This is a genomic window from Pantoea sp. F_5, from assembly GCF_008631595.1.
Lineage (GTDB): Bacteria > Pseudomonadota > Gammaproteobacteria > Enterobacterales > Enterobacteriaceae > Pantoea > Pantoea gossypiicola.
The window spans coordinates 1-12,635 of record NZ_VWUO01000014.1; the positions used below are offsets into that span (position 1 = coordinate 1).

Consider the following 12,635-nt stretch of genomic DNA (forward strand, 5'->3'; position numbering starts at 1 on the left):
AGCCATGATCAAACTCTTCAATTTAAAGTTTGATTTGCTGCAACAAGTGCAGCGATGCTCATCTGTAAAACGTCATAATGAATTTCATTATGTGTTCACTCGTGAGGCTTTGATATTTTTGTGCGTCCAAAGACGCTGATATCGATCCTGCGAGTGCCCACACAGATTGTCTGATAAATTGTTAAAGAGCAGTGCGAACAGTGCGTTAGCGTCCTGTCGCGAGGTGGCGTATATTACGCTTTCCTCCTGCAGAGTCAACCTCTTTCTCAGAAGTTTTTCTCCGGCGGGTCAGTCTCCTGAACCTTCAACCCGTTTCCCGTTGCCGGTGTGCCGTGTCGATGGAGGCGCATTATAGGGAGTTTCCGCAGGCTGACAAGTGTTTCTTCGAATTAATTTGCTGAGCGCATCTTTTTTAAACGAACGGCTTAAAAAGAGACGTTTCATGGCCGAATAACGCACAAAAACAGCGATCAAACGTTGTAAAGAGACCTGTCGTTGCGGATTACGGGTGCTATTATTTTGCTTCTTCTCGCAGGATAACCCCAGGAAGGACACGCAATGATAAAATCCTCGCGCAGCATGGCCGGTTTGCCATGGATAGCGGCTATGGCCTTTTTCATGCAGTCACTCGACGCTACCATACTGAATACTGCCCTGCCCGCTATCGCCACCAGCCTCGACCGTTCTCCTCTGGCCATGCAATCCGCCGTCATCAGTTACACCCTCACTGTCGCTATGCTGATTCCGGTCAGCGGCTGGCTCGCCGATCGCTTCGGCACGCGCAAGGTGTTTATCATTGCGGTTTCGCTGTTCACCCTTGGCTCGCTGGCTTGTGCGCTCTCACCAACGCTTTCGGTGCTGGTCATCTCGCGCATCGTACAGGGCGTGGGTGGCGCAATGATGATGCCGGTCGCAAGACTTGCGCTCTTGCGCGCCTATCCGCGCAGTGAATTGCTGCCAGTCCTCAATTTCGTCACCATGCCAGGATTAGTTGGCCCAATACTGGGCCCGATGCTGGGCGGTGTGCTGGTCACCTACGCGACGTGGCACTGGATCTTCCTGATTAATATCCCGATAGGCATTCTGGGCATTATCTACGCACGCAAATATATGCCTGACTTCACCACACCCAAGCGCCGCTTCGACTTTTTCGGCTTCATATTATTCGGGGCTGGACTGGTAATGATCTCAATTGGGATTGAACTGTTCGGTGAGCGGATTGTTTCTGCCTGGCTGGCCGGCGGGATATTACTCAGCGGGATCGTGCTTTTACTCATCTATATAGTGCATGCCCGGAATCATCCTTCACCATTGATCAATCTGCCGATGTTTAAAACCCGGACATTCTCAGTCGGCATCGTCGGCAATATTGCCTCTCGTCTCGGCACCGGCTGTGTGCCCTTTTTGATGCCGCTCATGTTGCAGGTCGGGTTTGGCTTTTCCGCGATTATCGCAGGCTGCATGATGGCCCCAACCGCCATTGGTTCGATACTGGCAAAATCGACGGTGACACAACTGCTGCGCTGGCTGGGCTATCGCCGTCTGCTGGTCGGCATTACCGCCATTATCGGCATCCTGATCGCCAGCTTCTCTCTGCAGTCACCCGCTGAAAGCATATTTGTACTCTTGCTTCCACTGTTTGTTCTCGGTATGGCAATGTCTACGCAGTTCACAGCCATGAACACTATCACCCTGGCCGATCTGGATGATGATAACGCCAGTGGAGGTAACAGTGTGCTAGCCGTGACACAGCAATTAGCGATCAGTTTTGGTGTAGCCGTCAGCGCGGCGGTGCTGCGCTTCTATCAGGAGTTTGAAACCAGCACCATTTCACAGTTTCACGCCACGTTCCTGACCATGGGTATTGTTACCGTGCTTTCGGCGCTGACCTTTATGCTGCTGAAAAACGGCGATGGACGTAATCTGATCACGAATCGCGACAGGAAGAAAAAGCGCTAAACCGAACCCCGCATTACCAGTTCCGGCGTCAGCACCAGCGTTTGCTGGCTGGCGTCGGGATCACTAAGACGATGAATTAAGGTATCTATCGCCAGTTCGCCCAGTGCATCTTTGGGCTGGTGAATAGTACTCAATGGCGGAGTGAGATAGCGCGCCAGCTCAATATCGTCATATCCCATGACTGCCATCTGCTGCGGAATCTGCATGCCAGCCTGATAGAGGGCGTGATAAACGCCGACAGCCATCGCATCGTTACTGGTGAATACCGCTTCCGGCAGCGTTTCAAGCGCCAGCAACTCGACCATCCCGTTGTAGCCACCCTGAAATTCAAAGTCACCATTCACGATATAGCCAGGCAAAATCTCCAGCCCACTCTTAGTCATGGCGTTACGATAACCTTCGAGTCGCATACGGGCAGGCGTTTTATCCTGGGGACCCGCGATACAGGCGATACGGGTATAACCGCTGTCGATAAGATGCTGAGTGGCCAGCTCGCCGCCCAGCAGCGCATTATCCTGAATGATGTCACCGCGCCCCTCAAACGGTGCCCAGTCCATCATCACCGCAGGTATAGAGGGATAACGATTCAGGATGTCTGCCGACGGCAGATGACTTTCAGTACACATGATCAGCAAACCATCGACACGCTTCTGCATCAGCGTTTCCAGGCTGCGGTTCATCCGCTCCTCATCTCCCGCCGTATTACAGAGAATCAGGCTGTAGCCACGCTGATAGCAGCTCTCCTCCACGCCCCGCACCACTTCGGCATAAAAAGGGTTACTGCTGGTAGTCAGCAGCATACCGATAGTGTGCGTCTGATTGATTTTCAGACTGCGTGCCAGTGCAGAAGGAGCATAGTTAAGATGACGTATCGCCTGCTCAACTTTTTCCCGCACGCCTTCACTGACAAAGCGATTGTTATTAATGACGTGCGAGACAGTGGAGGTAGAGACGCCCGCGAGGCGAGCGACATCTTTCATGGTACTCAAGCGCTTAACCCTGTTGCTGCAAAAATTCATCGATCTCCGTGCGCCACGGCACGGAGGGCTGTGCACCTGAACGCGTAACGGCAATCGCGGCGGCGGCATGGGCAAATCGCACCGCGTCATACATCGGCTTCTGTTCCAGTCTTGCGGTAACAAAGGCACCATTAAAGGTGTCACCTGCCGCAATGGTATCAATAGCTTTAACGCTGAAGCCTGCAATACGCTGACCGTCCCCCTGCTCACTCAGCCAGACACCGCGGCTACCCAGCGTAATCAGTACCGTGCCGATGCCTTTCGCATGCAGCACTGCTGCAGCCCGGGCAGCATCGTCATCGTTGTGGACCGCAATGCCGGTCAGACTCTCTGCTTCCGTTTCATTCGGGGTAATAATATCGATCAGCGCCAGCAACTCATCGGAGAGTGGGGTAGCAGGTGCCGGATTGAGAATAACCTGCGTCTGATGCTGCCGGGCAAATGTCGCGGCAGCCAGTACGCTCTCCAGCGGCGATTCCAGCTGCATTAAAAGTGCATCTGCACCGGCAATGACCTGCTGATGACGCGCCACGCAATCGGGCGTTAGCGCCGCGTTTGCCCCGGAGTAGATGCCGATATTGTTCTCACCGTCACCGTTGACGAAAATCATCGCCACACCGGTCGACTCGCCCTCAACCACTTCTACAGGCGTTGTATCAATATTGTCCTGTGTGAGCTGCTCACGAATACGTTCGCCAATGTCATCCGCGCCCACACAGCCAATAAAGGCAATATCGGCACCCGCACGCCCCGCGGCGACTGCCTGATTCGCGCCTTTACCGCCAAACGCAACCTGATAATTCTGCCCGATCACCGTTTCACCGGGACGAGGGAAGTGCGCCAGATTAAGGATGTGGTCAGCGTTAATGCTGCCAAGAACGGCCAGTTTTGCGTTTTTGCTCATTAGGGGAGTCCGGAATAAGTGCGCCACCGGGAGGGTGGCGCGGTGCCCTGCTTTTCTTTGAGTTATTGAGTGACCAGCTTCAGGTCGACCGGATTGATCGCCTTCACTTTTTCACCCTTCAGCACTTTATCAGCGGTGTCCACGCCGATCATGCCAATTTTGTCTGGCATCTGTGCCACGGTCGCAGACAGTTTGCCAGCTTCTACAGCTTTCACGCCATCAGCAGTGCCGTCAAAACCCACCACGATCACACCCGTTTTTCCGGCGGTCTGCAGCGCACGCAGCGCACCCAGCGCCATTTCGTCGTTCTGAGCGAATACCGCCTGAACATCCGGGTGTGCCTGCAGCAGGTTCTGCATGACGTTCAGACCTTTGGTACGGTCAAAGTCAGCAGGCTGGCTGGCGAGGATCTGGAATTTATGCGCATCAGCGGCCTGTTTGAAGCCCTCGCCACGTTCGCGGGCAGCAGAGGTGCCGGCAATGCCCTGCAGCTCAATAATTTTGGCATTCTCGCCAACTTTTTTGGCGATGAAGTCACCGGCCATTTTACCGCCGAAACGGTTATCGGAAGCAACGTGGCTGACAACCGTGCCCTGTGCCGCAACACGATCCAGCGTGATGACAGGAATGTTCGCCTGGTTAGCCATCTTCACTGCGTTGCCCACCGCATCAGAGTCAGTCGGGTTAATCAGAAGCAGCTTAGTGCCGCGAACCGTCAAATCCTGCACGTTCGCCAGTTCTTTTGCCGGATTGTTCTGTGAATCCAGTACCACCAGGTTGTAGCCCAGTTTGTCCGCTTCTTTCTGAGCGCCCTCTTTCAGAGAAACAAAGAACGGATTGTTCAGAGTTGAAACCACCAGCGCGATGGTATCTTTTGCCATGGCGCTGGTACTGAGCGTTGCGCCGAGGATCAGGGCCAGTGCGGTTAACTTTTTCATCTTATTATCCTGTGTAAGGTCAGAGTTATTTACTGCTTTTATTATCCACCAGCACCGCCAGCAGGATGACTACCGCTTTAACGATCATCTGGTAGTACGAAGAGACGCCCATCAGGTTCAGGCCGTTGTTCAGGAAGCCGAGGATCAGCGCGCCAATCAGGGTGCCGAAAATACGGCCTTTACCACCAGCCAGACTGGTTCCGCCTAACACGACCGCAGCAATCGCATCCAGCTCATAGCCGGTACCCGCTGTCGGCTGTGCCGAAGAGAGACGCGCGACTTCAATGGTGCCCGCCAGTGCCGCCAGCATGCCGCTCAGTGAATAGACGATGATTTTGACGCGATTCACATTGATGCCAGAGAGACGCGTTGCCGCTTCGTTACCGCCCAGCGCATAGATATAGCGACCCAGACGCGTGTGCTGCAGCATGTACCAGGCGGCGATAAAGACCAGCGCCATCAGCCAGACCGGCGCGGGGATACCCAGCGGGCGACCAATACCAAACCAGCCCAGCAGATCGGCGTTGGCACTGAAACCGGTATTAATCGGGCTGCCGTCGGTGTAGACCATGGTGACACCACGCAGCAGCAGCATCATGACCAGCGTGGCGATAAACGCCTGCACCTTACCGCGCGCCACAATGGTGCCGGTCAGGGCACCGATTGCCGCACCCAGCGCCAGCGAAGCCGCCACCGCAACCAGAGCATTGACTTCCATGCCCACCAGCGATGCACCGACCGCACCGGTCAGGGCCAGCAGCGATCCCACAGAGAGGTCGATACCGGAAGTCAGGATCACCAGCGTCATCCCGACCGCCATGATGGCGTTGACCGAGGTCTGCTGCAGAATGTTGAACAGGTTCGCCACGGTAAAGAAGTTCGGACTCTGGCTGGCCACTACGGCGATCAGCACCAGCAGTGCAATCAGCGACTTCTGTTCCAGCAGCCAGCTTTTGCTAAACCAGCGACGGCTGGCCGGTAAAGTTTGGGTCGTCATACCACTAAATCCTCGCTGTGTTGCTTGCCTACGGCGGCTGCCATCAGGCTTTCCTGAGTGGCGTCTTCCCGGGTAAATTCGCCGCTGATACGGCCTTCATGCATCACCAGAATCCGGTCGCTCATGCCCAGCACTTCCGGCATTTCCGAGGAAACGAGGATGATGCTCAGCCCTTCGGCCTTGAACTGGTTAATCAGTTGATAGATCTCTTTCTTCGCGCCGACATCCACACCGCGGGTCGGTTCGTCCAGAATCAGTACGTTGGGCCGGGTCATCAGTCCGCGGGCAATCGCCACTTTCTGCTGGTTGCCGCCTGAAAGCAGGCCAATCGGCTGCTCCATTGAGGGCGTTTTCACATTGAACAGCCGGATAAAATCGCCGACCGCCAGCTGCTCTGCCGCGTGCTTCAGTGACCCGCTGCCGCGACTGAAATAACGTAACGCCGTCAGCGACATGTTCTCTTTTACCGACATGCCCAGCACCAGGCCGTCGCGCTTACGATCCTCTGAGATATAGACGATGCCGTTAGCCAGCCCATCCTGTGGCGAACGCGTCACTACTTCGCGGCCGCTGAGCCACAGTTTGCCTTCATGGCGCGGCAACGCGCCGTAAAGCACCTTCATCAGTTCGGTACGGCCCGCGCCCATCAGGCCCGAAATGCCCAGGATTTCACCTTTGCGCAGGCTGAAGCTGATGTTTTCGACGCCCGGTCCGCTGACGTTTTCCACTTTCAGCCGCACGTCGCCGGGTGCCTGATCCAGACGGGGATATTGATCTTCCAGTTTGCGCCCGACCATCATCTCGATCAGGCTCTCTTCGGTCAGCGCGCTGACCGGACGTTCAGCAATAAACTGACCGTCGCGGAACACCGTAACGTCATCGCAGATCTCAAAGATCTCTTTCATGCGGTGCGAGATATAGACGATGCCGCAGCCCTGCGCCTTCAGTTCGTTGATGACCCGGAACAGCGACAGCGTTTCGGTATCCGTCAGCGCATCGGTCGGCTCATCCATGATGATGACCTGCGACTCAAAGCTCAGCACTTTGGCGATTTCGACCATCTGCTGATCGCCAATCGACAAATCGCCCACCAGCTTGTGGCTGTTGAAGCGCAGATTGAGCCTTTTGAGCAGTGCATCGGCTTCGGCATACATACGCGGCCACTGGATACGGCCAAAACGCCCCACATATTCGCGACCGAGAAAAATATTCTCCGCCACAGTTAACTGAGGGATCAGGTTCAGCTCCTGATGGATAATGCCAATACCCGCTTCCTGAGACGCTTTCGGTCCACTGAACCGGGTCTCTTCACCGAGCCAGCGCAGCGTACCGGCATCATATTGATAGATCCCGGTCAGTACTTTCATCATGGTGGACTTGCCGGCACCGTTCTCGCCCACCAGCGCCATCACGCGTCCTGCACGAACATTCAGCGACGCACCCTTAAGGGCTTTCACGCCCGGAAAGGATTTTTCAATGCCGTCGAGTTGCAGTAAAGGTTGCATAGCGGCCTCAGAAGGTCACACCGGCGCTGAGGATGACATTCGCAAACGGAGAACACTCTCCGCTGCGAATGACCGCCTGACTACGCTGCGTGTGTTGTTTGAACTGTTCATGACTGGTGTAGCTGATGGTGATGCTATTTCCCTGGTGCTGTTGCAAGGCTTCGAGCATGGCGACAAGCGCGCTATGAAGTTGCGGATTATGCTGCTTAATCTCCTCCGCGATCAGGGCGCGCTCTACCTGCATCTCCAGTGCGACAGCATTCACCACCTGCATAAAATCGGGCGTACCCGGCGTGAGCGCTAAGTCGATGCGCTGCGGTCCTGCCGGAATCGGCAAGCCTGCATCGGCAATCGTCAGCGTATCCGTGTGTCCCAGGCGGGCAATCACATGAGAGAGTTCAGCGTTTAACAGGCGACCTTTTTTCATCTTTTCACTCCACAGCGAAACGTTTCGCTGTCTGGAGTGTATGAAAAGCCGCCATCAACTCAACTGGCAAAACAGAAATCTGTGATCGCTATCGAAACGTTTCGCTTACGTGGGGAAAAATTTGCATTAAGGCGGGGAAGGAGACGAAAAAAGGGCCGCGAATGCGGCCCTGTAGAAGAAGGTTAAGGCAGTTTCTTGACCTGCTTAACGTCCATCTCAATGCTGTTGAAATCTTTATCCAGTTCACCCGTCAGCTCAACGTTATCTTTGGGCGTGATCGTCTGGCCATTCCAGTGCTTGTGGTCGATTTCGACCTTCATGGTGCCGGTCTGATCGCGGAACAGATAATCTTCATTGCCAATCTGTTTTTCCAGCTTGCCGCGTACGGTGATCCAGCTGTCATCTTTCATCTCTTCAGCCTGCTTCACGGTCACCACACTGGTGTTACCGGCACTGAAGCCGCCCTGACCGGATGCTGACTGCGTCTGTGAGGCTGGCGCACTGGGATCAACAAATCCGCCCTGTTGTGCAGCGAAAACCGGGGCGGAAGCCAGCATAACGACGGCCAGAATTGCAGCGTGCTTTTTCATGGTGTACCCCTTTCTCAGTGGTCTTTTCGGTTTGAATATGTCCAGTTAACCACAGAGTTCTTAACAGCTTCTTAAGCGGTAAAAATAAGCCATTTTCGCCGAAATCAGCTGTACAGTGAGGAAGTTGCTTCGTATAAAGCGCTATCGGAACAGGGAGACGTGATGCGTATTTTACTGATTGAAGACGATCGCTTAATTGGCGACGGTATCAAAGCAGGACTGAGTAAACTGGGCTTCAGCATTGACTGGTTTACCTCTGGTGAGTCGGGCTGTAACGCGCTGGAGGCCGCGCCCTGGGATGCGGTGATTCTGGACCTTACTCTGCCTGAGCGGGATGGACTCGATATCCTGCGGCAGTGGCGGCAGCAGGGAAATGATGTGCCGGTACTGATACTGACTGCCCGCGATGCGCTCGATCAGCGGGTTGAAGGCCTGCAGATGGGAGCCGATGACTATCTGTGTAAACCCTTTGCCTTAACCGAAGTGGCCGCGCGCTTACAGGCACTGATCCGCCGCCGTCATGGTCAGCTGCAGCCCGAACTCCGTCACGGTAACGTGGTGCTGATCCCCGGTAGCCATAGTGTCATGCGCGATGGCGAAAGGATTGAGTTAAAAAGCCGTGAACTGGCACTGCTGGAACTCTTTATGCGCAACCCGGGCCGGGTGCTGACGCGCAGCCAGCTGGAAGAGAAGCTCTACAGCTGGGATGCCGATGTCTCCAGCAATGCGGTAGAAGTACATATCCATCATCTGCGTAAAAAGCTGGGCAGCGCATTTATCCGCACGCTGCACGGCGTCGGCTATACCCTGGGAGCCGCTGAATGCGATCAATGAGCCTGTTTCTGCGGCTGGGCATCGGTTTCGTGCTGCTGCTCGGCCTCTGCTGGGCCAGTGCCAGTATCAGTGCCTGGCATCAGACCCGTGAAACCCTTGATGAGCTGTTTGATACCCAGCAGATGCTGCTGGCCAAGCGCCTGCTGACGCTGGATTTCACCTCGCTGGACAACACCACTTTGCCCCGAACCAAAGCGATGCTACGGCACCATCGTGGCGAGCAGGATGACGATGCCCTGGCCTTTGCTGTCTTTACCCATGACGGCAGGCAGGTGATGAATGATGGCGATAATGGCCGTTATCTGCCGTTTGAGGCGGACTATCAGGGATTCCATGAGGGTCAGCTCACCAATGATGACGATCGCTGGCGTTTTGTCTGGCTGACCACGCCTGATCAGAAATTCCGGGTAGTCGTCGGTCAGGAATCGGAATACCGCGACGACATGACGCAGGATCTGATGAAAGCCAGTATGCTGCCCTGGCTGATCGCGCTGCCGTTTATGCTACTGCTGCTGATCGGCCTGGTCTGGTCTGAACTGCGGCCACTGAAAACGCTGGCACAGCAGCTGGCGCAGCGCGCGCCCGATGATGATACGCCGATGCAGGCAGACCGCGTGCCGAAAGAGGTACAGCCGCTGATGATTGCGCTTAATGGCCTGTTCAGCCGCATCAGCGCCATGATGCAGCGTGAACGGCGCTTTACCTCCGATGCCGCGCATGAGCTGCGCAGTCCGCTCGCCGCACTGCAGGTGCAAAGCGAAGTGATCCAGCTGACTGCGGATGACGAAGTAATGCGAACCCATGCGCTGCAACAGCTGGATGTCGGCATAGTCCGCGCTACGCGGCTGGTGGATCAGCTGCTGACGCTCTCGCGGGTTGAAGCCGATGATGCGCGCAGCGCCTTCGAACCGGTGGCGCTGAAACGCACGGTTCAGGATACGCTCGCCGCACAATTGCCGCTGGCGGATAAAACCGGTGTCACGCTGCGGCTGCACGCCGAGGCCGATCCGCAGATTCAGGGTCATCCGCTGTTGCTGTCGCTGCTGGTGCGAAATCTGCTGGATAACGCCATTCGCTATACGCCTGCGGGCAGCGAAGTCGATGTGCGGTTACAGGCAAATAGCCTGTCGGTGGAGGATAACGGCGAGGGTCTGAGTGCTGCCGACCTGCAACGGCTCGGTGAGCGTTTCTGGCGACCGCCAGGTCAGGAGAAGAGCGGGAGCGGGCTGGGGTTATCGATAGTGCGTAATATTGCCCAGTTGCACGGGATGCAGGTTACGTTCAGCCAGCGACCCGGTGGCGGCTTATGCGTCACGCTACGCTGGTCAGCGCCCGCCCCGTAAGGCGGGCACTGACAATCAAATCTCGACCTGGGTGCCCAGCTCAATCACGCGGTTTGGCGGGATCTCAAACTGGTCTGGTGCGCGGAGCGCATTGCGCTGCAGCGCCAGGAAGAGCTTGCCGCGCAGGCGCAGATACCACGGCCGCTTGCCGATGATCAGCGACTCATGCGACATAAAGAACGAGGTCTCCATCATGCGGCAGCTGAGTCCTTCCAGCCCGCAGCGGTGGAAAATCTCCTCAACGTTGGGCGTTTCACGCCAGCCGTAGCTCGCTACCACGCGCCAGAAGGTCGGCGACAGCTGCTCGATAGTGACTCGACGCACGTTGTGGACGTAAGGCGCATCTTCAGTGCGCAATGTCAGCAGCACAACGCGCTCATGCAACACCTTGTTGTGCTTGAGGTTATGCAGCATCGCAAACGGAATCACATTCAGAGCACGCGACATATAGACCGCTGTGCCCGGTACGCGAACCGGCGGCGATTTCTCCAGTGAGGCAATCATCGCCTCCAGGGAGTTACCATGTTCGTGCATGCGACGCAGCAGGCGGAAACGTTCGCTTTTCCACGTCGTCATAATGATAAACATCATCAGACCGAGGCAGAGCGGCAGCCAGCCACCAGAGAAAATTTTCACCAGGTTGGCGGTAAACAGCGGCACGTCAATGCAGAGCATCAGCACCAGGATGACGGCGACCGCCAGCTTATGCCAGTGCCAGTTTTTAACCGCCACGGTACAGGAGAGGATGGCGGTCAGCACCATAGTACCGGTCACCGCAATACCGTAGGCCGCAGCCAGATTGCTTGAATGCTCAAAGCTGATAATCACAATCAGCACGGCGAAATAGAGCACCCAGTTGATCACCGGAATATAAATCTGGCCCGATTCGCGCTCAGAAGTGTGGATGATACGCATCCCCGGCAGATAGCCCAGTCGCACCGCCTGACGCGTCAGCGAGAAGACGCCGGAGATGACCGCCTGTGAGGCGATAACGGTGGCCAGCGTTGCCAGAATCAGCATCGGGATCAGTGCCCAGTCCGGCGCCAGCAGGAAGAAGGGGTTTTTAATTGCTTTAGGATCGCTGAGTAATAGCGCGCCCTGACCAAAGTAGTTCAGCACCAGCGACGGCAGCACGACCGAGAACCAGGCCAGCCGAATCGGCACTTTACCGAAGTGACCCATATCGGCATAAAGCGCCTCAACGCCGGTAATCGCCAGCACAACTGCACCGAGGGCGAAGAACGAAACGGACTTATAGTGCAGGAAGAATTCCACCGCATAGGCAGGATTCAGCGCATGCAGCACGTCCGGGTTTCGCATGATGCCCATGCCCCCGAAGATCGCCAGCACCAGAAACCAGACCAGCATTACCGGCGCGAAGAGTTTGCCCACCATACCGGTGCCATGTTTCTGAATAGCAAACAGCAGCGTCAGTACCGCAATCGACATCGGCACAATAAAAGGATCCAGCGACGGCGCAGCAATCTCAAGGCCCTCAATGGCGGACATCACCGAAATGGCTGGCGTGATCACCACCTCGCCATAGAAGAAGCTGCCACCAATCAGGCCCATGATCACCAGCACCGCCGTGGCGCGCGCACCCGTATGGCGACCTGCCAGCGACATCAGGGTCAGTATCCCACCTTCCCCGGCGTTGTCGGCGCGCATCACATAACTGATGTACTTCAGCGAGACCACCAGCACCAGCAGCCAGAAAATCAGCGACAGAAAGCCAAAAACCGCTTCCCGCTCAACGCCGAAACCAAACTGTCCGGAGAGACATTCACGCAAGGTATACAGCGGACTGGTGCCAATATCCCCGTAAACAACACCAATAGCGGCCAGCGTTAATCCGCGAAGTGACTGCTTATTATCCGAGCTCATAAAGTTATCTTTTGTTGGAGTCTAAGAGGTGCAAAAACCCCTCGCTCAGGCCATCAAAAAGCGCACAGTATGCACGGTTTAACGAAAATTCCTATACCCGCTTCGCCTCGCGGTCAGGGTAACGGGGTTATTTAAGACGATAAATTGTCATCCAGCACCACTTTTAAACAGGCAAACCTTCTGAAACAAAAAAGCTGACAGCTATCAACGCTTTCACGCATGATGATCTATAGAG

11 protein-coding genes are annotated in these 12,635 nt (G+C 55.6%); 3 read left to right on the forward strand and 8 right to left on the reverse strand.

Annotation, left to right across the window (positions count from 1 at the left end; translation table 11 throughout):
- Positions 1-558 precede the first annotated feature (558 nt).
- Positions 559-1,959, forward strand: coding sequence for a multidrug transporter subunit MdtD (gene mdtD, locus F3I44_RS17400; RefSeq protein WP_150014424.1), 1,401 nt, complete (start codon positions 559-561; stop codon positions 1,957-1,959).
- On the opposite strand, the gene rbsR is transcribed toward mdtD, so the two are convergent.
- The 7 genes from rbsR to F3I44_RS17435 form a co-directional block, all read right to left on the reverse strand.
- Positions 1,956-2,939 carry a ribose operon transcriptional repressor RbsR gene (rbsR, locus tag F3I44_RS17405; RefSeq protein WP_150014558.1) on the reverse strand — a complete coding sequence of 328 codons (984 nt, stop codon included), beginning with the start codon at positions 2,937-2,939 and terminating at the stop codon, positions 1,956-1,958. The two genes, mdtD and rbsR, sit on opposite strands and share 4 nt — an antisense overlap.
- A 13-nt stretch (positions 2,940-2,952) precedes the next feature.
- Complete coding sequence (gene rbsK, locus F3I44_RS17410; protein ID WP_150014426.1) at positions 2,953-3,882, reverse strand: ribokinase; 930 nt, start codon at positions 3,880-3,882, stop codon at positions 2,953-2,955.
- Between the two features lie 62 nt (positions 3,883-3,944).
- On the reverse strand, positions 3,945-4,820 hold the full coding sequence (gene rbsB, locus F3I44_RS17415; RefSeq protein ID WP_150014428.1) for a ribose ABC transporter substrate-binding protein RbsB: 876 nt from the start codon (positions 4,818-4,820) through the stop codon (positions 3,945-3,947).
- A 25-nt stretch (positions 4,821-4,845) separates the two neighbouring features.
- Positions 4,846-5,817 carry a ribose ABC transporter permease gene (gene rbsC, locus F3I44_RS17420; protein WP_150014430.1) on the reverse strand — a complete coding sequence of 324 codons (972 nt, stop codon included), beginning with the start codon at positions 5,815-5,817 and terminating at the stop codon, positions 4,846-4,848.
- A complete protein-coding gene (rbsA, locus tag F3I44_RS17425) occupies positions 5,814-7,322 on the reverse strand; it encodes a ribose ABC transporter ATP-binding protein RbsA (RefSeq protein WP_150014432.1) in 1,509 nt (502 codons plus the stop codon). Before rbsA ends, rbsC begins: the two co-directional genes overlap by 4 nt.
- Positions 7,323-7,329: 7 nt before the next feature.
- Positions 7,330-7,749 (reverse strand): D-ribose pyranase, encoded by a 420-nt coding sequence (gene rbsD / locus F3I44_RS17430; protein ID WP_150014434.1) that lies wholly within the window; start codon positions 7,747-7,749, stop codon positions 7,330-7,332.
- 182 nt (positions 7,750-7,931) lie between these two features.
- Positions 7,932-8,339 (reverse strand): YgiW/YdeI family stress tolerance OB fold protein, encoded by a 408-nt coding sequence (locus F3I44_RS17435; RefSeq protein ID WP_150014436.1) that lies wholly within the window; start codon positions 8,337-8,339, stop codon positions 7,932-7,934.
- Between the two features lie 162 nt (positions 8,340-8,501).
- On the opposite strand from F3I44_RS17435, the gene qseB reads away from it, so the two are divergent.
- The gene (gene qseB, locus F3I44_RS17440) at positions 8,502-9,173 is read left to right on the forward strand and encodes a quorum sensing response regulator transcription factor QseB (protein WP_150014438.1); all 672 of its coding nucleotides are present in this window, start codon (positions 8,502-8,504) and stop codon (positions 9,171-9,173) included.
- Complete coding sequence (qseC, locus tag F3I44_RS17445; RefSeq protein ID WP_150019497.1) at positions 9,161-10,516, forward strand: quorum sensing histidine kinase QseC; 1,356 nt, start codon at positions 9,161-9,163, stop codon at positions 10,514-10,516. Before qseB ends, qseC begins: the two co-directional genes overlap by 13 nt.
- Before the next feature lie 15 nt (positions 10,517-10,531).
- Here the strand turns inward: qseC and kup are convergent, their stop codons facing one another.
- Positions 10,532-12,400 carry a low affinity potassium transporter Kup gene (gene kup, locus F3I44_RS17450; protein WP_150014442.1) on the reverse strand — a complete coding sequence of 623 codons (1,869 nt, stop codon included), beginning with the start codon at positions 12,398-12,400 and terminating at the stop codon, positions 10,532-10,534.
- Positions 12,401-12,635: the final 235 nt, after the last annotated feature.